Here is a 24,326-nt window from a genome sequence, read left to right as displayed (position 1 = left end):
ACTCATCGTGAACGCTCGATTGGACGTAAATGCGGTTCGCGGAAACGCAGGTCTGGCCGGCATTGCGGAACTTCGCCTGGACCGCACCGTCAACAGCACCGTCAATGTCGGCATCATCGAAGATGATGAAAGGTGCATTGCCGCCGGTTTCAAGGCTGACCTTCTTGATCTGGTCAGAGCACTGACGCATCAGCAGCCGTCCGACCTCGTTCGAACCGGTAAAGCTGATCTTTGGAATTGGTGCAGAGTTCACGGCCCACGCGATCACCTTCGGACGCATAGATCAGGTTGACCACGCCATCGGGAAAGCCGGCCTGATGGCGAGAGCAAACATTGCACCTAGCCACGCCACGATAAGATCGAGCGCGGCTTCGTTGCGTGCGGGTCTGTGGTCAGTGGAGGGCGGAGGAAAAGCGCTCGGCGTGCTCGCCCTCGCGATACCACTGGTTCGCGCCGGCAAGCGCCAGTTTCTGAGGCAAATCGCCGAACAGCTGGTAGAGCCTTACTCTCAGGGCTTGGCATCTATGTCGCCTACGACCGCCACATGCAGCCCGTCGCGTGCGAAAGCGGCTTTGTGGAAGGCGCTTAGATCGGAGGGCGTTACGCTAGTCAGCCTCCCTTGGGCGGTCTCGAATACGGATGCGTGCGTAGATTCCGCGCCGCCAGGCCAGCTCGGCGATCGCATGAGGTTCGCGCTCATTGGCAATGATTTCGGAGAGAAGCTGGGCGCGTATGCGGTCGAAAAGTGCTGGTGTAGCCGGATGCGGGTCCCGCCGCCGAGAATGTCGGCCAGCAGTCGAGCGCCGCGGCCCCGCACCAGGGACCGCCCATGAATGACTCATGCGAGGCGTCTCAAGGCTGTCCGCGATCCAGCGCCAGATCTCCGCCTCGCCCGAGACGCGCAGAGCTGGCCGGTTGTGCAGGAGCCGTCGGCAATATCCGCCTTCCTCGTTCGGATGGGTAACGCTTGCGATACGGAGTCTTGACTTTGGCAGTCGCTCTGTGACATTACCTATATAAAGTTCGAAAGAAGGCGATATGGATCATGCATAGGTCACAGAGACCCGAATGAAGGCAACGTATAAACGCACCTATTCGCGCTACGCGATGGAAGCGCTTGGCCTTTTCGGTAAGACCATCCGGCTTGGCCGGATGCAGCACCGGTTAACCGCACAGGAGTTAGCCGAGAGAATCGGTGTTTCACGCAGCACCCTGCAGCGCATCGAGAAGGGCGATCCCAAAGTCGAAATCGGACTGATGTTCGAAGCTGCTGCCATTGTCGGTGTGAAGCTGTTCGATGCCGACGGCAATGGCATCACAGCCCTCACAGGCCGCATGGACGATCGCATCGCGCTGCTGCCGAAGCACGTCTACAAGGCCGGCAAGCAGATCGTCGATGAGTTCTAAGGTCCCCAAGTACGACGAAGCCTATGTCTGGGTCTGGCTGCCGGGCGAGACCGCGCCGGTTGTCGCCGGGCGGCTATATGCCCATGACGGACTCGTCAGCTTCAACTATGGCAGGAGCTTTCGTGAACTGGGAAGCGCGATCCCGCTTTATCTCCCGGAACTGCCCCTGAAGGCAGGCGAATTGCCTTTGCTTCCTGGCCTAACCATGCCGGGATGCATCCGCGATGCTGCCCCTGATGCCTGGGGACGACGGGTTATCCTAAACCGCAAATTCGGTGTGAAGGGCGATGAAATCGCGCGGCTCGATATTTCAGAACTGACGTTCTTGCTGGAATCAGGCTCGGACCGCATCGGCGCGCTCGATTTTCAGTTTTCGCCAATGCATTACGAGCCGCGCGCACTGGCCAATGCCACTCTCGAAGAGCTTGTCCAATCGGCGGAGCGGGTAGAGAAAGGTATTCCGCTCACCCCCGAATTAGATCAGGCGCTGCATCACGGCAGCTCGATCGGCGGCGCAAGGCCAAAGGCGCTGATCGAGGGTGACGCCGTCAAGCATGTCGCGAAATTTTCCTCGTCTGCCGACCTTTACAGCGTCGTCAAAGGAGAATTCATAGCCATGCGGCTTGCCGCCTTGTGCGGCATCAGAGCGGCATCCGTCTCGCTCGTTCGCGCCGCAGGCAACGACGTGTTGCTCGTCGAGCGATTCGACCGGATCAAGGTCACGGGCGGCTGGCAACGCAAATCCATGGTCTCAGCGCTGACGATGCTCGCGCTCGATGAGATGATGGCGCGTTACGCCAGCTACCAGGATTTGGCGGAGATCATTCGCCACCGATTCACCGCGCCGTCGGAAACTCTGCGCGAGTTGTTCAGCCGCATTGTCTTCAACATACTTTGCGGCAACACCGACGATCATGCCCGCAACCATGCGGCATTCTGGGACGGCGCTAAGCTCACCCTCACGCCTGCGTACGATATTTGTCCGCAGGCCCGCAGTGGCCAGGAGGCCAGCCAGGCCATGCTCATCAGCGGCAATAACCGCATGAGCCGGATAGCGTCCTGCCTTGAAGCGGCGCATCACTTCCTGCTCAGCGCGCCGGAAGCTCTTGCGATTGTTGAAGGCCAGCTCCGATGCATTGCGGAGAATTGGCCGCGTGTCAGCGAGGAAGCTACGCTATCCGGCACAGATCGCAATCTGTTCTGGGGCCGACAGTTCCTCAATCCCTACGCTTTTACGGCGCTGGAAGGAAGCGCCGACGTTCTCCGCGCTCTGGCTGACGAACTACGCAACAGTGTTCACGCCTGATCCGGCGCTGGATTTCGGACAAGCTCGGCAAGCGCAAGACGCCCACAATATCGACAACCCTTGCCGTGCCAGGACGAAGATTGAACAAACGGCTCTTCAACAGTGACAACGTGCACTGCGGAGAGATGTGGAGCTGACACCGCAAAAGCCCAAGACGCGCGACTTCCCGCGATACAACTCCACATAACTGAGCGTCTACAAGCGGTGCAGCCAGCCAAACATCCAGCCATCAAAGCGATGATCGTCTGATCTTTTGCCGATGACATCACGTCGGGGAAGCCTTGTTCGAGCGCTTGCCGCTTCATATCGATACCGGCCTGGGCGTAGCGCATCGTTAGTTCAGCCCGAGTGGCCTGGCCATCGACTGATGGTGGCGATGTCAACACCCGCCTTGACGAGGTGGATGGCCGTCGTGTCCCGCAAAGGGCGATGATGGATGCTTTTTTCCGCCATGGTGGTTCCTTCGCCCGCAGCCATGTGTGCGCAGCAAGTATGGAACACCGAACCGGGTGAGCAGTGTGGGGCGGTCGTTGCTTTGCTCGGCGGGACAGGGCGATACCAGACGAAGGTCACAATCGAAGATTCAGGATCCCTGAACTCGTGCATCCGTATTGAACATCAGCGAAAACAGAGCGTAATCCCGCTGTCCAGAAGGCGTGCGGCGGACGATACGCGCCAGGACGCTCTTGATTTCCGGGCTCATCGAGATATTCGACAGGTGCCACCCACGCGCCCTCTTGAAGGGAAGTGTCACCACCAGTTGCAGCGTATCCTAATATTCGGGGTGCTCCGAAATCAGGAACCGCGCAAAGGCATCCATCGCCGCCAGCCTTGCATTGCGGGTCGCAACTGCCACGCTCGACCTCAAGTGATGTGAGAAAGCTGCCCATCCTGTCGGTATTGATGTCGGAGACCGCTTCTTTCAAGAATATCTTCCCGCTCTCCCGCGGCATGAGCCCGTGGCATGCTTCGGCCCAATGCTGTGGATTGATGTTTCTTCATGCCACAACCTCGCTGACGAGACCGCCGAAAGCCCCTTCAAAGCGGTCGGTGGCGATCTCTCGCAGCTTTGGAAGGTAGTGCATTGATTTTTCGTGGAATGGGGACCCTGTTTAAAGGGTGATTTTCGTCCAAACGGGACCCTTTAACGATGGGGTCATCAAGATGCCTCCGGCTTGATCGGAGGCATTTGTGTTTTGGATGTTGGTTTTAGAGACGATTGCAAAGATACGTCGGCTGTCGCTGGTCCAGGGGAAGTCGATCAAGGCGATCTGCCGTGAGCTGAAGATCTCGCGCAAGGTGGTGCGCAAGGTCCTGCGTTCTGAGCAGACGGAGTTCCGCTACGAGCGCAAGCACCAGCCCTATCCCCGCATGGGAGCTCGGCGTGAGACGCGGGACCGGCTGCTGTCGGCGAATGCGGCCAAGCCGCAGCGGGAGCGGCTGCCGGTCGCTTCGACGGCTTCCACTGCATTCCCCCGTCGGTGTCGAAGACCTGCACGGTGCGCTTCGACAACAACAAATACTCGGTGCTGTCGAGTGCCGTCGGTCGGCCCGTCGAGATCCATGCTTATGTCGATCGGATCGCATCCGCCAGAGGATGGCGTGGTCGTGGGAGAACACGTTCGCTCCTTTGGCCGCAACGAGGTCGTCTACGATCCCTGGCACACGGCGCGCGCCGTTCCTTAGCTGGGTCGTGCGGTCGGCAATGGAGAAGGTGCGGCGCAGCTCAAGGCGGTTGATGACGTCGACCGGCAGATGGTGTTGATCCTCACCTGGGTGCTGACCGACGGATTGAGCGCGGTCGAGGCCGCCTGTCAGGAAGCCATCGAGCACGGTGCATCGTCGGCGCCGGTGATCCTCAACATCCTGGCCCGCAGCCGCGATCCGGCGCCGGGCACGATCCTTTCCATTCCCCAAGCGCTGAAGCTAGCTCACGAGTGTCGCCGACTGCACCCGCTATGACAGTCTCAGGAGGACAAACAGCCATGGAACGCACCGAGGTACTGGAACTGATGGGAGCGCTGAAGCTCTACGGAATGCGCAGAGCCTATGACGAGATCATGGGCGCGTCGCCATCAAGCGACGGCACGAGCCGCCCAGGATTGTCGGTGATCTCTTGCAGGCCGAGATATCGGAGAAGCAGGCCCGCTCCATCAAATACCAGTTCGCTGTCGCCAAGTTGCCGCTGGCCAAGGACATCGACGACTTCGACTTCGCCGACACGCCGGTCACCCCCTGATGCGCGATCTCGCCCGGCCGCGCCTTCGTCGCCGATCAGCGCAACATCGTCCTGGTCGGCCGCCTTCACGGGTCACCCAACTCGCGCGGAAGGTCGACCGCATTGCGACGGGCGCGTGTCGACTTCCCAACAATGTCAGACAGGAGACGCAACGCTATCGGAGCGATCGCATTGCCCGAAACGATTTTCCCAGTTGGCACGACAATTGCGGTCCTATGCGCAAAAGCAAACTAGACCTGAGAGCCGCACCGCATGAATGTAGCCTCCCAATATCTGCCGCTTGTGGCGCATCACGAAGCCGGGCACGCGGTGGCCGCCATCGTTTTGCACCGTCAGACGTTCGACGACGACCGTGAACTCCCTGCTTTCTCAAGTGTTAGTATTTACCCCGACGCCGGTGACGGAGAGTGCGGTGGTGTTGTCGAAGGCGCGGGTTTTTATTCAGCGCAAGGATTCACCTCGAAGCGAAAGCCGATTTTCGAGGACGATATGGATCGATGTTTGGAACGCGATGATGCGATCCGGGAGATAGTTGCGTGTCTGGCAGGTCCTTTTGCAGACTCCGCATTCGAAGGCTATCTGGACCCGCGCGATATGGCGATGAATGCGTCCGATGGGAATGAGGGGAGCTGCGACTACGCGGATGCCAAGCGAATCTATGGTGAGTTGCGGTTCCTGATGCCGCGCCGCCCCGATTGGGGGCGGATCGAAGATTGCACGGCCCGGCTAGTACTCGATCACTGGTCAGCCATCGAAGCATTGGCCGCGCATTTGCTGGTCAAGCATGATCTCCAATTCGATGAGGCTCTGACGATTGTTGCGCCGCATCTTCCGCCCATGCCAGCAGCTACGCCGCCAGAGCGTCATCCGCAGCCTGCTTGATCAGCCATTCGATGTGATTTGACCACATCTGCAACACCTCGCGCTTCTCCTTGACGTTGCTATAGAGATCGTAGATTTCGCCAATGTCTCCGGTGCGGGCTCACAGCCCGTCCATATAGCCGCCAGTCTGCTGCCTTCGAGTGGCCCATGTTGGCCGCGGCCAGGAAGTGGCGACGATTGAAAGGACAAAATCAGTTGCCGAAACTCATCGCAGGTGACGGTCTGGTGGCAATTTGGGCACATCTTGTGTCTCGTCGCCAGTAAACACGGATGCCCGGCAGGAGCTGAGCTCGCTGCCGGCGGAAATCGTAGAGCGCCAGCGACGCATTCTGATCTTTCGTCAGGCAGTCGACCGCCTTGGCATACGCCTCGGCCTCCATCTCGATCGACCTGAACCGGTATCTTGTGCGCCATCCGGACGATCTGGGAAAGCTTGGCCGGGCCGGCGCCTTCCCAGGCGCACGGGAAGCGCGACGACCCATGTGGACCTTGGATTTCACTCCGCACTTACGCTGCTTTGGCCTTGTCAGCAGCCTGAGCATAAAGCGTGCTCAGCTTTCAGGCCGAGCACTCATCCATTGTTGACAGCACCTGTCGTCATTCAGGATCGCCCCATTCTCGCAGGCCGCTTGCAGCTTTCAGGCTGTTGTCAGCCAGGGCCGCCATAAAGGGTCTCGTTAAACAATTCAGGAGGCCGTTCCAATGAACAATCAGTTTGCGAGACTTTTTCGAGGACCAGGTATGCAGGCTTGTTTCAGGACAAAGAACTTTCTGGCGGCAACCACCGCGATGACGACGGTATTCCTGCCGGCTGTGTCTCTCGGGGTGGGTCTGGTAGCATTTCCAACTGGAGAAGCGTTGGCCGACGACCCGATTTCGATCCCGCTGGAGTATGTCGGGGAAGGCCATGACCGCCTGGGCATCTGGGCCAAGATCAACAATGGCAACGCGCAGCGATACGTATTCGACACGGGCTCGGACCAGCTCAACACGCAGATCGGGTCAGAGGTGACCGGGGTCCGCCCGATTGCCGACACGCCTTACGTATATACGTACGGGGACGGAACGTATGGTAATAAGCTTCAGAACGTGGAAATTGATAAATTTACATATGTCGATCCAGATCAAAAGATAACAATCGACGGGCCGTCTGTAAGCGATAAGAAATACCGGGCTGCTCGCATTCTCGATTTTGTCTATACCCATGCGTATTGCAAGGACAACAATCTTAAGTGCACGCCGGGATCCGTGACGGATGGACTTAAAGATATGTATGGTCAGGATCTCCAAGAACCTTATCACGCCGATAAGGAGCAGCGGGCGAAAATGACCGCTGGCAAGATGGCAGACGAAGGCGGCGATTTCGCAGGTACATTCGGGGCCGGCGATTTTCTTGGCAAGACAAGTGTCTGGGGCATGATGGGCAGTGTCACCAGGTCTGGCTACGTGGTCTCCGCCAATGTGAATCCGGATTCCGAGAGCGACCAAACGCCTGGCTGTTCCCCCTGCACGATTGTCAACCTCAATCCAAGCCTCCGGGCCCAATATACTAATGCCATGCCATGGGGAGAACCCGAGGAAAAAGATCAGGATTCTTATCAGAATTTTCCTGGCTCTGGCGCCAATGCCTCGACCGAATACGAAGGCAGCTACAATCTGCAGTACACGGTTAAGGATGGAGCCCCACCAATCACCGACCCCAACAAGACCGCGGTATTGCTCGACACCGGCACACCGGGCGGTGGCAGTCTGGAGATCAGTGATGCGATGCTGAAGCAATTTCAGGATGCGGGCGTCAAACTTAAAAATGTTCGGAGAAATGAGCAACGCGAGATCGTAAGCGCATCGGGCAACATCCCGAGCGTTACAATCGCAGGAACGGATGGCGATCCGGTAAGGCTGGACAATATCGACTTCACCTACACCAGCGGCACGACGGAACAACCCAATGACCAGACCAGTTTTGTTGCCGGTCTTGACTTCTTCAAAAACAGATCGGTCATTTTCGATCTGGAGAAGAAGTATACCGCTTATACGTCACATTTCGTCACTGCCAGCAACTTCTCTACCGATTCATCCGCACCCGAAGGGACCGGTCTGAGCAGGATCACGACGAGCATGGGGAATGAGGGCGGGTTCGGCATAGCGGGTGTCGTCTCCGGCTCCGGATCGCTGACGCTTGATACAAAGACGGTGGTCCGGATGACGAATGTCAACACCTACACCGGCGAGACGAATATTGCTCAGGATGCCTATCTCTCGCTTGCGGGGCTCGGCAACATCCAACGGTCAGCGAAAGTCGTTGCAGACGGCACGTTCGATATCTCCGAACATGGAAATGGCAGCGACTATTGGGGAATCTCCGACGCCTACAACGATGCCCGTATTCGTAGCCTGAGTGGCAGCGGAACGGTCGAACTGGGCAAGCGTACCCTGGTGCTAACGGATTCGAACGACACGTTCGCCGGCAGCATCAACGACCTCGACGTTGATAACAATAATATGGGCGGCAAACTATTCGTTGCCGGTGGCGTGCAAACGCTGAGCGGAAAGAACAATTTTTCCGGCATGACGACGGTCGGTTCCGGCGCGGGATTGCTGCTTGCCGATACAGGTGTGCTTTCCCATGATGCGACCACGTCCGGCTTTCTCGGGAATGACGGGCAGATCGGGGGCACGGCTATCGCAAACAGCGGCGGTGTCGTCGCAGGCGGCGGCACCTACGGTGCGGTCACCATTTCCGAGGGCGGCACGGTCGCTCCTGGCAGTGCGACCGATCCGAGCAGGATCGTCACCACACTGACTGTCACGGGCGATTTCGCGCAGCAGTCCGGATCGATCTATCAGGTCGACCTCGCAAGGTCGTCCGATCTCATCGATGTTGGCGGAGCAGCGGCGATCGACAGCGGCGCGCAGATCGAGCTGCTGCGGCAGGGAACGCTATCGGTCGATGCCCGATATACTCTGCTCTCCGCAGCAGGCGGCGTAAGCGGCACCTATGGCGGGCTGACGGGGGCTCTGGCGACAGACGCGACGCCCTTCGTCGATTTCCAGCTCGTCTACGATGCCAACAATGTCTATCTCGATATCAGCCGCACATCGACGGCGTTTGCCGATGTAGCCAGCACCTTCAATCAACGCTCGGTCGCCGCAGCGGCTCAGGCGCTTGGAAGCGGTAATCCGATCCAGGACAACATCCTGTTCCTGACGGCGCCGGAAGCCCGCAACGCTTTCGATATGCTATCAGGCGAGGTTCATGCTTCCATTCATAGCGGCCTCATCGAGGACAGTCATTCTGTACGCGATGCCGCGAGCGAACGGATCCGTGCGGCGTTCGACGGCGTCGGTGCCTCCAGCGTTCCGGTGATGACTTATGGGCTGGGTGGTCTGGAACTGGCCCCGGCAACGAGTGAGAATTTCGCCGTATGGGGCCGTGGCTTCGGCGCCTGGGGTCATCTCGACAGCGACGGCAATGCCGCCGGTCTCGATCACTCGACAGGCGGCTTTCTGGCTGGCGGTGACGCGGCTGTCGGCGAAAGCTGGCGGCTCGGCCTCATCAGCGGCTACAGCCATACCTCCTTGGAGGCGGACGATCGCGCGTCGTCGGGCTCGAGCGAGAATTACCATCTCGGTCTTTTTGCCGGCACGCAGAACGGCAATCTCGGTTTTCGTTCCGGCCTTGCCTATACCTGGCACAGCATCGAGACCGGCAGGTCCGTGGTCTTTCCAGGCTTCGCCGACAGCCTTTCGGCCGATTACGACGCCGGCACGTTCCAGGCCTTTGGCGAGCTCGGCTACCGTATCAATACGGCTTCGGCTTCCTTCGAGCCCTACGCTAATCTCGCTTATGTGAATTTTGACGCCGATGGCTTCACCGAGAATGGCGGCGCAGCCGCCTTGTCGAGCGGGGATCGCTCGAGCGACACGGCGTTTACCACGCTAGGTCTGCGTGCGTCGACGGTACTGACCCTCGGCACCGTGACTGCTACCGCGCGCGGCGGTCTTGGCTGGCGCCACGCCTTCGGCGACGTCAGGCCGGATACCGCTCTTGCCTTTGCTGGCGGTTCCTCCTTCGCCATCAAGGGCGTGCCGATCGCAAAGAACGCAGCTCTGCTCGAAGCTGGGCTTGACGTAAACATCACCGAGAACGCGACGTTCGGCATCGCCTATCAGGGACAGATCGCCTCGGATGCCCAGACACACGGGTTCAGCGCCAAGCTCGGCGTCCGTTTCTAAATCACCCGCAAAAGAGATTGGTTATGAAGTCAGTGAGTGCATTTTCTTTTACCGTCGTTCTCGGCTCAGCGACGGTGATGTCTGTGTCCGCCGCGCGAACGGACGATGCCTGCTACAACAAGGCACAAAGCCTATGATGACGCAATGTTCAATCGACGACCTGAAGCCAGTCGATGGCGAGCTTGACAAGCTCTACAAGGAGATGGAGACCCGGCTCAAAGAGTCCCGGCGCATGTCCAGGAACTGGTCGAGACCGCGAGGGGCTACAACGCCACCTCGGAGAACACGCGCGACGCCTACCCCAAGGATTGGCGGCATTTTTCCTCCTGGTGCCGGCGCGCTGGCTTCGATCCCCTGCCTCCGGGCTCGAAGGTGATCAGGCTCAATATCAGCGCCTGTGCCTCGGGCACCGCCGCCGGCGATCCGAAGCGTGGCGCCCCTGCCCTTTAGTTTGCGACCATCGAGCGGCGGCTTTCCGGCCTCGCCTGGAACTTTACCCAGCGCGGCCGGCCGTTGGACCGCGCGGAGCGGCATATCTATAAGGTTCTTGCCGGCATTCGCCGCAAGCACGCAAAGCCACCGCGGCAGAAAGAGGCGGTCCTGGCGACGATCTGCTGGCGATGATCGCCACGCTCGGCCACGACCTCAGGGCCTGCGCGACCGCGCTATTTTGCTCCTGGGCTGTGGCGGCGGCCTGCGGCGCTCCGAGATCGTCGGTCTCGACGTCATGCGCGACGACAACAGCGATGGCGCCAGCTGGATCGAGATTTTTGACGGCAAGGGCTGCTGGTCACCCTGCGCGGCAAGACCGGCTGGCGCGAGGTCGAGGTCGGCCGCGGCTCCAGCGACCACACCTACCCCGTAGTCGCGCTCGAGAGCTGGATCCGCTTTGGCCGCATCGCACGTGGACCCCTGTTCCGCCGCATCTTGTCGATCAGGTCGATATAATACGAAAAAGCCGCCGCCATTCGGGACGGGCGTCGGCTATCATGTCCAGCCATTATGCGGCGAGCGGATAGCTTTCGCCGGACCAGGCAGAGAACTTGGCGGCAAAAGCCTTCATCTCGTCGACCGCGAATGTGGTGCGCGGTTGCGAACTCGACTTGCTGGGCGAGAGGGACCTCGCCGAGAAAGGCGCTGACATGAGCGGGATGCTGCTTGGCCAAATCGAGATCCGCAAAGCAATCGGCCAGCGCCGCGTCGTCCAGCTGTACGCTGCAGGGCGCGTTCACGTCGTCAAGACGGATGCCAAATGCTTGCTCATAATGGCCGCAAGGTAATCGTTTCGGGTCGGAGACACAAGTTGCCGCCTCCTTCGCCGTAGAGTGGCCCGATACAATCACGATCGATATTGCCACCTCTTATCGATAGTGATCGCATAGTTCCCTGATTCGACTCTCAACCGCTCATATCAAGCGATTACTTCCATGTATCTGCTGCGCTAGCCCGTCCTGGCCTTGGAGTGTCGCTCCTCACCTCCTCCACCACTCACCAGCCCGATGGGAGTATCGCCCGCCAGCAGCTTCTCCTTGCTGAGCAGCGCGGCAACCTCAATCGCCTCGAAATCGGGCAAATCCCGCAGTGTGTCGAGGCCGAAGTGCAACAGGAAGGTCTTGGTCGTGACGTAGGTGTAAGGCGTGCCAAATTCAGCGGGCAGGCAGACGTTGACCCACAACAATCAAGGGGACGGTGCAGGCCAAGATTGCGGCAGGGCTTGGGCCCCCCACCCTTCTCCTCAGAACTCCGCTGCTTCCAGCTGGCGGCTGAAACTCACAGGCGCAGCCAGCTTGGTCTCTAACAGCATCGATCGCATCATGGTGTCTGCCATGAATCCGTGTGCGTGAAGCGCTCCAGAGCGAAGATGTTGGGCGTCAACCAGGTTCACTCCAATGAGCTTCACTTCTCGAGTTCTGCACAGTGTCCACGACTGGCGCCGGAGGTTGATCCGGTGATTAGGAGGAGCACTCGTTGTCGGATTCTCGACGATGTCGGACATGTGACACAACGCTTCCAGAGCGATCGCATTGTTCCGAAACGATTTTCCCAGTTGGCACGAAGGTTGCGGCCCTATGCGCAAAAGCACTGCGATGCCGCACCGACTGGAAGAACTCATCAATGATCACGCTTTTCGAACATGTGGGCGCCGCTACCGACACTGAGCGTTCCCGAGCCGACGGAAGCCTCTATCCCTTCTTTCTGAAGGCTGTCCGGACATGAACGCATTTGATGTCCGTCCAACGCTTGATGCTCCCGACGACGATCCCTATGTCTGGCTTGAAGATGTAGAGGGCGAGCGGGCACTTGCCTGGGCCGCCGGCCAATCGGCAAGGACTCTGAAGCACTTCGGTGGAACGCAGTTCGAGCGCGACCGCGCGGCTCTGACAGCCATTTTCGACAATCGCGACAATCTTCCCCTGATCGCGCGCCGTAGTCAGTACCTCTACAATTACTGGCGAGATGACGGTAATCCACGCGGACTGTGGCGCCGGACCACCCTTGCCGCCTACATGAAGGCGGATCCCCAATGGGAGCTACTGCTCGATCTGGATGCTCTCGCGGCTAGCGACGGAGAGGACTGGATCTGGGACGGCGCGTCCATCGAGCCGGAGAGACGGGAAAGAGCCGTTCTGCGCCTGTCGCGCGGCGGCAGCGACGCGGTCGTGCATCGCGAATTCGACCTGATTTCTCTGAGCTTTGTCGCCGACGGCTTCAACCTCCCCGAGGCCAAAGGCTACGTTAATTGGCTGGACCCTGACACGCTTCTGCTTTCCAGTGCGCTTGGTAATGGCATGGCCACCCGCTCCGGCTATGCGCGCACAGTTCGACTGTGGAAGCGTGACGCGGATCCCCTCACCACGCCGGCAATCTTCGAGGCCGGGTTCGAAAGCTTCCAAGTGTCTGGTCATTCGGACCGCACCGGCCGCAGCGAGCGCCTTTGGTTCATCGAGCAGCCGGCCTTCTTCGAGAAGATCAGCTGGATCGGCGATAGGAGCGGGCCGAGGAGGCAGATCGATCTTCCTCGCGACGCGTCGTGGCGGGTCTTCGGCGACTGGCTGGCGGTAAGGCCGCGCAAGCCCTGGACGGTGGGAGGCACCACCCATCCCGCCGACGCGCTGATCGTCATCTCGCTTTCCACTTTCCTCGCCGGCGGACGCCTTTTTGAGACCCTGTTTCAACCAGGGGAAAGGCGCTCCATGCAGTCATTCTTCTGGAATGACGGGAAGCTCATTATCTCTTACCTCGTCAATCTCGCACCGCGTTTCGAGATGTTCACTCCCGGCCACCAGGAATGGACGCGCCGAGTCCTGAACACCCTGCCCGCCGAAGGTACTGTCGACGTCTGGTCATTCGATGCGGCAGTTCACGAGACCAATGGAGAGGTCCTGATCTGTGCTCAGGATCCGATCACGCCGCCGCAGCTCTTGCTGTTCGATCTGAATGCCGCGCCGTCTCTCAGCGCTTCAGCAATCCTGAAGCGCAGCCCGGAGAATTTCGATGCATCCGGACTGGTGGTCACGCGCCACGAGGCAGTCTCTATCGATCATGAGCTGATCCCCTATACGCAGGTTGGTCCGGCGAACGGGAACGGAGATGCTCCGATTCACCTTTCCGCTTATGGCGGGTTCGGCGTATCATTCCTGCCCTACTACAACTCCCCGCTGGGCAAGCTGTGGCTCGAGCGCGGCGGCACGTGTGTCGAGGCGAACATCCGCGGCGGCGGCGAGTTCGGCACCCGCTGGCACGAAGCCGGGCGCAGGGAGGGCAAGCGTCTCGCCCACGACGATTTCGCCGCCGTTGCCTCCGACCTCGTGCGAAGGGGCATCACCCTGCCGAGGCGGATTGCCGCCGAGGGTGGCTCAAATGGCGGCCTGCTGATCGCAAACATGCTGACCCGCTATCCTGAGCATTTCGGGGCTCTGTTCTGCACAGCACCGCTTATCGACATGCGTCGCTACACCAAGCTCTTGGCGGGCGCGAGCTGGATCGACGAATATGGCGATCCGGACAAGGTTCACGATTGGGCTTTCCTGAAGGAAATCTCCGCCTATCACGCCGCAGCGCCGGGACAGCCCTATCCGCCTATCCTGATCGCCACCACGAAACGCGACGACCGCGTCCATCCGGGCCATGCGCGCAAGATGGCCGCAAAACTGCAGGCTCTTGGCTATCCCGCTTACTTCTACGAGGCCAGCGCAGGCGGGCACGGCTGCGGCGAGGACAATCGGGAGCAAGCCGCATTCATCAGTCTAGGCACCAATTTTCTCCGCAGCGCAATCGGCTTCAACGATCACCCTCCGGAGACGGCGGAACGCGTTGCAACGCAAGAGGGGCATTTGAGGTCCATCAACAATTCATTCGAGCAGGAGACGAAATAGTGCAGTGCATCCTTTCTGAACATCAAGGAGTGAATCTCATGGCGAGAACGCGAATGGGCGTAGCGCGGGCAACAGCAGCGGCGGTGGCCCTGATCATGGTGGGACAGCAGGCCGTCGCCGCGGAGCCTGCGCAAGCAGAGACCGTCCTGGCGGAGACGGGAGCCTCGGTCACCGAAGCGCCAATCCCTTGGCAGGTCCGCCTGCGGGCGTTGGGCGTCGTTACGAAAGATCTGGGCTACGTTGATACGCTTCCCGGCTCCGGTCTTTCGTATTCGGACACGGTGACGCCGGAACTCGATATCTCGTATTTCTTCACCGACAACATCGCCGCCGAACTCATACTCGGTACCACTTATGCCAACATCGCGGGCCAAGGGACGATCGGAGGGTTGGGCAACATCGGCAAAGTTTGGCTGCTGCCGCCGACACTCACGTTGCAGTACCATTTTACCGATCTCGGCGCGTTCAAGCCTTATGTCGGCGCCGGCGTGAACTACACGATCTTCTACAACCAGGACACTGGCAGCGCTGATGCTCTCAAGGTGAAGAACACGTTCGGCACGGCGCTGCAGGTCGGATTCGACTACATGGTGGACCAGCACTGGGGCCTCAACTTCGACGTGAAGAAGCTTTTCCTGAAGCCGGACTTCGACGTCACGGTGACCGGCGCGAAGCTGACGGGGAAGGCGGAGCTCGATCCCTGGCTGATAGGCGCAGGTGTCACCTACCGCTTTTGAATATCAGAGTGAAGTCTGCTTCCCGACTGCCGGTTTAAATGAAGGGCGCCTCGCGCGCCCTTTTTTACGGTCGACACTGCAGCGCAAGACCTCATGAAGCTATTGTCGGGCGGGGTTCTCTTCCGGCGGACCAAGAAGATGCACTGGCCAACCGGCCTTGCGCCTGAGGTGGAGTGCTTAGAAGCGCTTTGGATCGGGACGGGCTTTGGTATTGTGGGTGGAATGCTTCAGCCAGACCATTTGCCAGCATCGTCTCCCGGACGTCATGTGTGAGCTTCTTTGTCAGCGCAAGGCGAACACGGATCTCCTAGCAGGCCGTTGAAGAAGTGTCCCGTTTGGCCTTGAGGATTGCCTCGTCGCCGTTGTGATAGAAGGTGATGTCGATGGAGCCGTCGTCGAGCAGTTCAGCATGGCCGTCGCCTGTGACCTCGTCCATTTCGTCGAATCCGACCCATGTGAAGAAGACCGTCGACGGGCCGTAGCCGAGTTCGAGGGTTAGATGAGCCAAACGCCAGTGGGGCGTCCTGGGGACGACGCGCGCGAGATTCTGGTCGTGGTGGCCAGCCCAATACGATGTGAGAAGTTGCTGCCGGTGCGGGTACCGGAGGTCGCCGATAGTGACAGCCGATGTTCGACAGCGGCAAGGACATGCTCAGCCGTCAACGCGCCGAGGGCTTGGCCGGGAATGGTGGTGATGGAACCAATCCAGAAAGCGGCGGCTGCCCAGGAGAACGCCTTCGCGGGACTTTGACTCCAGTCCGCACACCCTGCTCAGATAGTCCGAAAAAGAGGTCAGAAGCGGAGCATCCGGATTATTATCTACACTGGGAACAGAAGCATGGAAGCGTTCTGGAGCCACTCGCCGCGCGTTTACCAGTGCCGACACTGCTCCAAGCTGACTATCTGCCATGACCACCTGCCGAACGTAGTCCGTTGATGCCACCGGTACCCTTCGCGGTCTGCTCCAGCGGGAAGATCGGGTCTGATCGACCCTGCTGACCTGTGCGGCGGCCTCTCTCGCTAGGGCGTCCCCCTTCCTGTCGTCCTCCTCCGCCGCTTTCGGCTGCTTTCGGCCCGCCGCCCTCGCCAAGGCGTCGTAGTCGGTAAGCGCGTCCTCCGTCTCCTTTAGGGGCTTCATCGCGTGACTAGAGTTTAGCGCGTGTTTGTAGGCGGCGGACCGAATGGTCGTCGAAATGCCACTCAGCGCCACCGCAAGATGCCCTAGGGCTTCCGCCTCATGATCTGACAGCGGCACGTCACGATTAGAGCCGATTGCCCTGCCTTCTTCCAGTTTCACAATGTTTGTAGTCATTTCCTGCTCCATCGCGTTGACTGAGATACGATGGAGACGGAAGTGGAGAACAAATTTTTACAAGCAACTAAGATGATATTCTCGTCAACGGGACAATAGTGGACGTTGAGGGCGGCGAACAGGGTGGTGGTGCCGTTGCGCTTGTAGTCGTGCCTCATCGTACCGAGCCGCCCCTTCTTCATCGGCAGGCCGGGTGGGTGCGGTCGAGCGCCGGATCTGGCTCTTTTCATCGACCGACAGAACGATGGCATGGGCCGGCGCATCGAGATAGAGGCCGACGACGGCGCGCAACTTGTCGACGAACTTCGGATCATTGGAGAGCTTGAACCTGGCGCCAGCGGTGGGGTGCGAGACCATGCGCCTTCCAGATGCGCCTGACGGCGCTGGCGCTGATTGCGGCGGCTTGCGCCATCATGTCGGCGGTCCAGTGGGTCCTCTCGCCCGGCGGATCGGCAAGCGTCAGTGCCACGACGCGCTCGCCGACATCGGGACCGAGCGGCGGAATGCGCCACTGTCGCGTCTTGTCGCGCAGCAGCCCGTCACAGCCTTCCGCGGCAAAGCGCTCCTGCCAGCGCCAGACGTCGGTCTTCGACTTGCCGATGCGGCGCATGACCTCGCCGGTGCCGACGCCGTCGGCGGGCAAAAGCACTATCTCGGCGCGCCAGACATGCTTTTGCGGGGCGTTGCGATCCCTGATCAGCGCCGTCAGACGGACGCGATCGGCCGACGAAACGGTGAACGATCTTCCTGTGCGCATGCGCCAGACTCGCACGCGCAGGCCAGAAAGGGAATCTCTGATTGGACTCCTATGTCAGGCGGGAACCACTAGACGCCGAGACCGCCGATGCAGACATGTTTGGTGTCGAGATAATCCACGATGCCCTGGAGGCCGCCTTCCTTGCCGAGGCCCGATTCCTTGACGCCGCGGAACGGCACCTCCGGCGTGGTGATCAGGCCTTCATTGACGCCGGTACTTCAGTCCTTCCATCACGCGGAAGGCGCGACCGAGATCGCCGGTGTAGAAGTAGGCCGCGAGGCCGAACTCGGTGTCGTTGGCGAGCGGCGTGCCCGACCTGAGACATGGGTGACGTTTTGTACCGGACACGGATGAAGTGCACCCCTCGGGTGAGCGTTTGCTCGATAATATCCACTGAAGTGAAGCAGTCGGTCTTAATGCTGGAACTCATGCCACCCGACCGACCCGGGAATTCGCAGCAGCGGCGCCGTCGAGTGCAGAACGAATGCCGTCAACCAAGGGGTCGATCTCGCTTTCGGTGATTATATAGGGCGGACAGATTCCAAGCACGTCTCCCATATTGCGGATCATGACGCCGTGCTCGCGGCACCGCCGCTCGACATCGCCGATCCTCAGCTCGGGCGCGAAGACGCGACGGGCGCACGATCCTCGACGATCTGAACCCCCGCGATGAAGCCGCGGCCGCGGGCTTCACCGACAAGCGGATGGTCGCCGAGCGCGTCCGCGAGGGCTCCATGCAAGTGATCGCCGAGACGACGCGCCTGGGTCACGAAATCGATCTCGCTGTAGATCCTGATCGCCTCGGCGGCGACGGCCGCTATCACCGGATGACCGGAGTAGGTGAAACCGTGACCGAACACGCCGACCTTGTGGGCCTCGTCAGCGGCGCATTGATAAATCTTGTCGAGATAATGACGCCGCCAATGGGCAGGTGACCGGATGAAAGCCCCCCGGCGATCGAGAGCATGTCCGGTTCCATCCCAAATGTCTGGCTACCAAACCAGTTCCCGGTGCCTCCGAAGCCGCAGACCACCTCGTCGGACAGCATGAGGATAATTTCTCACTTTCTTGCGAAGATCGGGGGTGTCCACGGTCATTCGTATTACGCGAGATCCGCGAGGCCAAAAACCATCATACCAGAGAGGCGAAACTGCTATCTAGGTGTTTAGATGCAAGAAATTAATCCTGCATTGTTCCCGCACCAGGAACACCCGAGAGGATACCAAGCAGTATTGAACCTTGTTGAAAATGCTCTCGGCGCGCTGGGCGTTATAATTTCTCGAAGGCGATCACAAGGACGTCGCGATAAGCGTACGGCATTTTCAGGTTTTCGGCCACAATCGACGATACATCGTGAAAGGTTTCGCGGTCGTTGCAGATCACAAAATCATTCGGGGAGTTCATTTCGACCTCGCCGAGGAACTCCTTTGAGGCGTCGGTGATCATGCTCATGCCGCCGGTGACGTTGACCCGCCCAATCATATAGCAAGCAATGAAGTCCACCCCGTCCTGGTGAAGGCCCTCGGGTGCCGGTTTGCCATTTACACCATCGCGCGCGACAATCCGGTAGGGATGGATCTTGATATTCCAACGATCATGTCGGGCGGCTTCACATAGAATTCTGCAGAAACCTGTCAGAATCTTTTCTAAGACGGGATGGTCTATAAAGGAGTTTTCAAGGGGCTCGAAGTGGCGCTTGAAGCCGCCATTCAGATGATTGACACTTTTTGATTGTTCGTAGGGGGCGTGGGGTAGGAGCCTAAAGATTCCGTCAGTCGCGTCATATTCAAAAGCGCTATAGCGCCGGTAACGATATGTTCCGCCGTCACGCATGTATTCATCGAGAAGAAGTCGATTCCAATGGTCAGCAAAGTTCTTCCAGGCTGCATCAATTTCGATGCCAAAGCAGGCTTCGGCGCGCTCGCCTTTTGAAAACCACCATCCATTTGTCACCAGACCGTCAGTGCATTGTTGACTGAGGTTGGCCGGCGCCTGGGGTGCGTTGTTTTCCACGGGTGTCTCCCTTTTGGTGACTTGGCGAGGACGGAACGCTTTGGACAACGCTATGTGGGTTGCGGCTTGGTATTCCCAAAGGTCGCGGTCCCTAATGTATCTCGGCGTCCTGGCTCGGATCGACCGAGGTAAAAAGCGTGTGTGATCGACTATGTAGCTGACGCTCCCGCTAACGCCCTCGAGGGCGGATGCAATGGCCCGTTCGCACATCTGGTGAATAGTACTGCCCCATGCACCTGAAACCGCCTCTTGGGACCAGGCTTGCTCAAGCCCTTGCTTCAAAACGATTGATGCCACGTCAAGAGAAGCGGTTTCGAGGTGACGCAGCGCGTCGAAGATAATGGCCGCGGCAGGGGCCTCGCGGACTTCGAGAACCTTTTGGCCGGTTGTGATGTGTTCAAGCCCGACAAAGCGGCCGTGCCCGAATTTGCCGACCGTGTTATTCAGGAACGGGATTGCGTCGACCAATGCAACATCACGGTCATCAATTGACACGAGACTTCCGTCTGCAAACCCGAGTTTGATCTCTACCGGCTGCTCTGCGGGAATGTGGCGCGTCCAAGCAAATGCCTCCTCGGGGATGGAAAAGTTCTCGGGATCTTCCAAAGGCCCCGACTCGAATTCCCGACACCAGAGGTTTTCGTCCGCGCTCCACGTGCGGTCCGCCACAAAAGTCGCTCCACACTTGGACAGGTCGGAGGTCTTCTGTTGTCGGGATATCACAGAGCATTCATACGGACTGCCGAAGTTGCCGGAAAATCCTGAGCGCTTAATGCTATTGTTAAGGCGCGGAAGACTGTTTTGAGAAAGGTTTGCTGTATGAAGAACCAGCCGTGAGTTGATTGACCTAGCATGATTAACAACCAAAGATGCGATTATGGGACGGCTCAACGAACTGCTCAACGGATAGATGCCAAGGTACTTGGCGTGGGCTCGAATGGCTGATTTCACGCCTTGTTCGACAAAGGCATCCCGCCCTTCGAGGCAGACAAAGCGCGCGCCGAACATGGCTGCCGTCCGTTCCAACAAAGGCTGATCGATGCGCGTTCCGACATCCGCTGCGACAGCTTCAATGTTCGCAAAGCCAAGGCTTTGCAGCTTGTAGAGAAGATAGGTGCTGTCGAGACCGCCGCTGAACATGGTTGCAACTGGTGCGGTTCGGTCCGGAAAAGCCTCCAGATCTTCAAAACTCGAAATGCCGCCGATGGCGGGTTTGGTGGAAGCCAAGATGGGGTTCATTTGGATGTCCTGCTCTCAAACCAGATGCCAGCAAACGTCGCAGCGAGGACGAGGCCTGCGCCTATCAAGCTCGGTACTGTCAAAGGCTCATTCAGAAGAAGGTGCGCTAGAACGAAACCAAAAAAAGGTTCTGTTCCCATCAAGAAGCCAACCCGTGTCGGTGTGGATTTTCTCACTGCGGCATTTTGAATGTAGAATGCAGCGAGGGTGCAGAAGAGTGCAAGGAAGGCAACAGCGCCCCAAAACTGAAGGGTGGCCCTCACAACAAGGCCTGAAATTCCGAACTGAGCGACGGCCAAAACGAAAGTAAGTGTTGCCACCGTCGATCCTTGGATGGCCGTCAGGGCTGCAGATGAAATCTGCCGGCCGGCCAGAAGGCGTTTGGTGGAAACGACCATAACCGCTCGCAGAATCGCGGCCCCCAAGACAAGCGCGTCACCCGGGCTGAACCTGCTGATCCCGCCAGTGAGAATGCCGACACCGATGCACGCTATGGCAGCACTTGCCAAAATGCCCGTAGGTGGAAGTCGCCGTGATAGCCCATAGTCGATGCTCGGCGTGAAAATCACACAAAGCGATATGATCAAGGCCGTGTTCATTGCGCTTGTCGATGCAACGCCGTAAGTTTCAGCAATAAAGATGCAAAAAAGTATTGTTCCCAATGCGAAGCCGCGGATGAAATCGCCCCAGGAGACCAATGCGATCTCATGTCTTGCAGCCACTGCCGTAATGATCGTAGTAATCAGGAAGCGATAAAGAACAAGTATCGAAACCGGCGCGTAGAACAGTGCGCCTTTCCCGACCGGATAGCTCGCCCCCCAAACGAATGCGACTCCCAGCAAGGCTAGATCCACCGAGAAAGATGGCGTCCGTGTTTTCCTGACAGGTATTGGAGAACTTTCGAAAACGTCCACCTTCAAAGTTTCCTTTGTGTTAGCCATCCACCCCTGCTGCGAGGGTCAAACAGATCAGGTCGTTCAGCCTCTTGGGCGATCCGTGCCGCGGCGTACTTGTTTTTGGTAACGCAAGTGCCGTGCCGATTCGGAAAACCATTGCTAGACAACAACCTGGTCGCCTTGATAGTTCGGCGGTTCATGTCCATTGTTGTCAGAATGCCGACAATGACTTCAACTGCAGGGATCCTACCGGCAGGGCCTCAAGGCGAACACGCGGCTCCAAGATGCCGACACGATGGCTGGTTCAGCCATGCTTCGACAGTTGCCTGTTTTTTCAGTTCCTTTGCTGTTCGTGCGCTAACCGCAACGCTCCATACTAGTCTCGCGTGGCTGTCCCCGTGGGGTGGGCGGCAGAAAGCGATTAGGCCCGCTGAAAGAGGCGAACCGCATCCGAAGGATCGTAACCAAGAGAAGGACCTGAAGCGAGAGCGAAGGTTGCGGGAGGCCGCGGCGGGCCTAAAAGGCAATGCCGACCGCCCCAGGAAAGGCTGACAAAAACCGCAGCGGCCGACTGTCCAATAGGGTGCGCCGGGCCAGGGCGAGCCAAATGGCAGGGGCTGCCGGGGGACCCTAAGAAAAGCCTGGGTTCACGAGCACCCGGCGCGCGCCATCAGGCGGCCAGCTACTTGGAGGGCGGGTGTATCATGCCTGTTTGTCGGGCCGAACCAGATCCATGTGGCTGACGCCGAGGGCCAATGCCAGTTCATAGATCGTGATAATTGTCGGATTTCTTCGGCCTTTCTCCAAGCCGCTGATGTACTGCTGACTGAACCCGGAAATCTCCGCAAGCTGCTCCTGCGTCAGGCGCTTCCTTTGCCTGATCCTCTGCACATTCCGTCCGACCAACTTGCGCATATCCATGCACGCAAGCCAGCGGATCAGGCGGCTTGAGTTTATCAACTATAATATGTAATCCACATTTAGCAGGCACAGGGCTTCGCGGGTCCATTGGCCGGAGATAGAATTAGCGATGTTGCAGCCCAGATCGAACACGCCGTTCGCCGACGAGGTCCCCTGGTCGGACCGCATTACAGCCTACGACAAGGACCACTTTACAACCTATATGAGGCTCCTGGACGCCTCGGCCGACAACGCCACTGAAGAGGAAATGGCCAAAGTGATCCTCGGCATTGATCCGGCACGCGAACCTGAGCGCGCACGCAACGTTCTTCGCAGTCATCTCGACCGTGCAAACTGGGTGGTGACGAGCGGCTACAAGGATTTGTTCGCCAGTTGACGAAATGGGCGGTGCGGTCGCTTCGCTTCAAGCAACGAAGTCGCGCAACCGCCATGCATCGACGTATCACCACAGCGCGGATGGCCCAGCGCTTCGCTGTCTCATCATTTTGTCCTCCGCTCGCCAATGGCTGCTTCCCAGGAATGGGTGCGGCGGCGAATCATGACAGGAACGGGTCCGCCGTCTGAGCCGCACCGCATCCGAAGGGCCGGATGGACAACCTACTGAAAGCTCACAGCTGGCTAAGGGTTGCGGGACGCCGCGGCGGGCCTAGAAGGATGCGGCGCCACCTGCTGAGAAAGGCACAAAACAGAGCGAATTGCGAGAGTCTAACGACGCGCTAGGAGGCGCAGCGGAATGGTCGAGACGCCAGAGCCAAGAAAAGCGGGGCTCGACCCACCGGCACACGGCACGCGCGGTGATGGGCGCGGGCGCCCACTACGTGCGCAGGCTCAACAGAATCTCACACGGATCAGCATCGAGGGCCGCAGTTACGTCGAGAAACTCAATGACATCGAGACGCCGTTCGCCACCCTCATATTTCGCCACGAAAGATTGCGGACGACCAAGCTTCTCAGCCACCTGCGCCTGCGTCAGCCCTTTGACATTGCGCAGTGAGATCAACTGGGCCAGAAACCGCTGGTGGCGGGGAGATCGAAGAGATTTGGGCATTTAGGTGAACCGGCAGGTAGAGACCGGCTCAGCGACTAATCCCCGTTTCGGATTATCCCATTTTGGGATATTCTGCCTTGGATCCAGCGATCAACATGCGAGGTTCGCGGCAGACATGAATCAATCAACGGGAACAGATAGGACTCAAAGCTCAACACTGCTCGACGAAGTCCCTTGGTCTGACCGTCTTACCGCCTACGACAGGGCGCACTTTACCATCTATATGAGGCTCCTGGACGCCTCAGCCGATGAGGCGCCCGAAGAGGAAATGGCCCAACTGATCCTCGGCATTGATCCGGCACTTGAACCGGAGCGCGCCAGGAAGGCGCTTCGTAGTCATCTCGACCGTGCGAACTGGATGGTGACGAGCGGCTACAAGGAATTGTTCGCCAGCTGACAAATTCGCAGTGCTCGGTCATAGAAGCGTTCCTGTGCCATTGGTCAGGCTGATCGGGGCCTGCACCACAGACGCGCCGGCAAAATGGACCCGGTGGCGAGCACAATTCAGTTCCCAGGAAATCGGGGTTTGGCAACTGTCCGAGCGTCTGACGTGATAGAAGGTTCCGCTCTGTCTGGATGGGTATTAGCCCGGAGCAGCACTCCATATCGTACCGGCGCTCGACGAAGGGTCCACCTCTTCGCTTTCAAGCCGCATAACCGATAGCCATCGCCCTAAGTCAAGGGTTAGAGATTACCGGCAGGCAGGTATGCAAGCGGGCCATCCTCGGAAACTATATAACCGCACGACTAGCTGTGAGCTTTCGGGAGGTTGTCCATTCGGACCGGACCGGGGAGACTGGAGTTACCAAGCTTCAGCACTCACCGGAGGGTCCGAATGAACATCCATAAGAATGCCCGTCTCACACCGCTGCGTCGAGAGGAGATGGCGCTGTCGGTGATAGAAGGCGCTTTCTCCAAAGCCCATGCGGCGCGTGTCTACGGCGTGTCGGCCAAGAT

Annotated in this window: 19 protein-coding genes and 7 pseudogenes; 13 read left to right on the top strand and 13 right to left on the bottom strand. The window is 58.9% G+C overall.

The window, feature by feature from the left end:
* Positions 1-457: pseudogene (locus EOA23_RS14670) on the bottom strand (aldehyde dehydrogenase family protein); the annotation flags it as partial.
* Between the two features lie 611 nt (positions 458-1,068).
* Between EOA23_RS14670 and EOA23_RS14660 the strand changes: the two are divergent.
* Positions 1,069-1,407: a helix-turn-helix transcriptional regulator gene (locus tag EOA23_RS14660; RefSeq protein WP_063169282.1), complete on the top strand. Its 339-nt coding sequence runs from the start codon at positions 1,069-1,071 to the stop codon at positions 1,405-1,407.
* A complete protein-coding gene (locus EOA23_RS14655) occupies positions 1,397-2,713 on the top strand; it encodes a HipA domain-containing protein (protein WP_063169281.1) in 1,317 nt (438 codons plus the stop codon). Before EOA23_RS14660 ends, EOA23_RS14655 begins: the two co-directional genes overlap by 11 nt.
* A 569-nt stretch (positions 2,714-3,282) precedes the next feature.
* Here the strand turns inward: EOA23_RS14655 and EOA23_RS14650 are convergent.
* Entirely contained in the window at positions 3,283-3,639 is a 357-nt protein-coding gene (locus EOA23_RS14650) for a hypothetical protein (RefSeq protein ID WP_126080678.1), read from the bottom strand.
* A 516-nt stretch (positions 3,640-4,155) separates the two neighbouring features.
* On the opposite strand from EOA23_RS14650, the pseudogene EOA23_RS36470 reads away from it, so the two are divergent.
* From EOA23_RS36470 to EOA23_RS35675, 6 genes and pseudogenes are all read left to right on the top strand, one after another.
* Positions 4,156-4,688, top strand: a pseudogene (locus EOA23_RS36470) (IS21 family transposase); the annotation flags it as partial.
* A 10-nt stretch (positions 4,689-4,698) separates the two neighbouring features.
* Positions 4,699-5,012 (top strand): annotated as a pseudogene (locus tag EOA23_RS36465) (ATP-binding protein); the annotation flags it as partial.
* A gap of 192 nt (positions 5,013-5,204) precedes the next feature.
* A complete protein-coding gene (locus EOA23_RS14635) occupies positions 5,205-5,834 on the top strand; it encodes a hypothetical protein (RefSeq protein WP_126080679.1) in 630 nt (209 codons plus the stop codon).
* A 702-nt stretch (positions 5,835-6,536) separates the two neighbouring features.
* A complete protein-coding gene (locus EOA23_RS14630; RefSeq protein WP_082826570.1) occupies positions 6,537-10,070 on the top strand; it encodes an autotransporter domain-containing protein in 3,534 nt (1,177 codons plus the stop codon).
* Between the two features lie 243 nt (positions 10,071-10,313).
* Positions 10,314-10,997 (top strand): annotated as a pseudogene (locus EOA23_RS36460) (integrase); the annotation flags it as partial.
* 116 nt (positions 10,998-11,113) lie between these two features.
* Positions 11,114-11,350 carry a hypothetical protein gene (locus EOA23_RS35675; RefSeq protein ID WP_063169293.1) on the top strand — a complete coding sequence of 79 codons (237 nt, stop codon included), beginning with the start codon at positions 11,114-11,116 and terminating at the stop codon, positions 11,348-11,350.
* Positions 11,351-11,511: 161 nt separating this feature from the next.
* On the opposite strand, the pseudogene EOA23_RS14615 reads toward EOA23_RS35675, so the two are convergent.
* Together EOA23_RS14615 and EOA23_RS14610 are read right to left on the bottom strand one after the other, a co-directional pair.
* Positions 11,512-11,712, bottom strand: a pseudogene (locus EOA23_RS14615) (SMC-Scp complex subunit ScpB); the annotation flags it as partial.
* A gap of 93 nt (positions 11,713-11,805) precedes the next feature.
* The gene (locus EOA23_RS14610) at positions 11,806-12,066 is read right to left on the bottom strand and encodes a hypothetical protein (protein WP_095769041.1); all 261 of its coding nucleotides are present in this window, start codon (positions 12,064-12,066) and stop codon (positions 11,806-11,808) included.
* 217 nt (positions 12,067-12,283) lie between these two features.
* On the opposite strand from EOA23_RS14610, the gene EOA23_RS14605 reads away from it, so the two are divergent.
* The gene (locus EOA23_RS14605; RefSeq protein WP_126080676.1) at positions 12,284-14,446 is read left to right on the top strand and encodes a prolyl oligopeptidase family serine peptidase; all 2,163 of its coding nucleotides are present in this window, start codon (positions 12,284-12,286) and stop codon (positions 14,444-14,446) included.
* A gap of 38 nt (positions 14,447-14,484) precedes the next feature.
* Positions 14,485-15,183: an OmpW family protein gene (locus EOA23_RS14600; RefSeq protein WP_063169295.1), complete on the top strand. Its 699-nt coding sequence runs from the start codon at positions 14,485-14,487 to the stop codon at positions 15,181-15,183.
* 307 nt (positions 15,184-15,490) lie between these two features.
* On the opposite strand, the gene EOA23_RS36940 is transcribed toward EOA23_RS14600, so the two are convergent.
* The 8 genes and pseudogenes from EOA23_RS36940 to EOA23_RS14560 form a co-directional block, all read right to left on the bottom strand.
* A complete protein-coding gene (locus EOA23_RS36940; protein WP_263485462.1) occupies positions 15,491-15,619 on the bottom strand; it encodes a hypothetical protein in 129 nt (42 codons plus the stop codon).
* Positions 15,620-16,596: 977 nt separating this feature from the next.
* A pseudogene (locus EOA23_RS14585) lies at positions 16,597-17,252 on the bottom strand (IS630 family transposase); the annotation flags it as partial.
* A 68-nt stretch (positions 17,253-17,320) separates the two neighbouring features.
* Positions 17,321-17,555: pseudogene (locus EOA23_RS14580) on the bottom strand (aldehyde dehydrogenase family protein); the annotation flags it as partial.
* 308 nt (positions 17,556-17,863) lie between these two features.
* Positions 17,864-18,112 carry an aminotransferase class III-fold pyridoxal phosphate-dependent enzyme gene (locus tag EOA23_RS36935; protein ID WP_063169297.1) on the bottom strand — a complete coding sequence of 83 codons (249 nt, stop codon included), beginning with the start codon at positions 18,110-18,112 and terminating at the stop codon, positions 17,864-17,866.
* Entirely contained in the window at positions 18,073-18,300 is a 228-nt protein-coding gene (locus tag EOA23_RS36930) for an aminotransferase class III-fold pyridoxal phosphate-dependent enzyme (protein WP_263485461.1), read from the bottom strand. Before EOA23_RS36930 ends, EOA23_RS36935 begins: the two co-directional genes overlap by 40 nt.
* Positions 18,301-18,521: 221 nt before the next feature.
* Entirely contained in the window at positions 18,522-20,504 is a 1,983-nt protein-coding gene (locus EOA23_RS14570; protein ID WP_063169298.1) for an argininosuccinate synthase-related protein, read from the bottom strand.
* A complete protein-coding gene (locus tag EOA23_RS14565; RefSeq protein ID WP_082826572.1) occupies positions 20,501-21,445 on the bottom strand; it encodes a DMT family transporter in 945 nt (314 codons plus the stop codon). The genes EOA23_RS14570 and EOA23_RS14565 overlap by 4 nt, the downstream gene beginning before the upstream one ends.
* A gap of 657 nt (positions 21,446-22,102) precedes the next feature.
* A complete protein-coding gene (locus tag EOA23_RS14560; RefSeq protein WP_029354714.1) occupies positions 22,103-22,321 on the bottom strand; it encodes a helix-turn-helix transcriptional regulator in 219 nt (72 codons plus the stop codon).
* 109 nt (positions 22,322-22,430) lie between these two features.
* On the opposite strand from EOA23_RS14560, the gene EOA23_RS14555 reads away from it, so the two are divergent.
* Positions 22,431-22,697, top strand: a complete 267-nt coding sequence (locus tag EOA23_RS14555) for a DUF2285 domain-containing protein (RefSeq protein WP_063169299.1) — start codon at positions 22,431-22,433, stop codon at positions 22,695-22,697.
* A 438-nt stretch (positions 22,698-23,135) separates the two neighbouring features.
* On the opposite strand, the gene EOA23_RS14550 is transcribed toward EOA23_RS14555, so the two are convergent.
* The gene (locus EOA23_RS14550) at positions 23,136-23,369 is read right to left on the bottom strand and encodes a helix-turn-helix transcriptional regulator (RefSeq protein WP_082826573.1); all 234 of its coding nucleotides are present in this window, start codon (positions 23,367-23,369) and stop codon (positions 23,136-23,138) included.
* Positions 23,370-23,484: 115 nt separating this feature from the next.
* On the opposite strand from EOA23_RS14550, the gene EOA23_RS14545 reads away from it, so the two are divergent.
* Both EOA23_RS14545 and EOA23_RS14540 read left to right on the top strand, forming a co-directional pair.
* Complete coding sequence (locus EOA23_RS14545; protein ID WP_063169301.1) at positions 23,485-23,766, top strand: DUF2285 domain-containing protein; 282 nt, start codon at positions 23,485-23,487, stop codon at positions 23,764-23,766.
* Between the two features lie 438 nt (positions 23,767-24,204).
* Positions 24,205-24,326, top strand: a 122-nt coding sequence (locus tag EOA23_RS14540; RefSeq protein ID WP_245474027.1) for a leucine zipper domain-containing protein, incomplete at its 3' end; no start/stop codon positions are given.

The organism is Mesorhizobium sp. M2A.F.Ca.ET.042.01.1.1 (assembly GCF_003997405.1).
In the GTDB taxonomy this organism is placed as follows: domain Bacteria; phylum Pseudomonadota; class Alphaproteobacteria; order Rhizobiales; family Rhizobiaceae; genus Mesorhizobium.
Note: the sequence above shows the minus strand (reverse complement) of the source record. Positions and strands in the feature narration are given on the sequence as shown.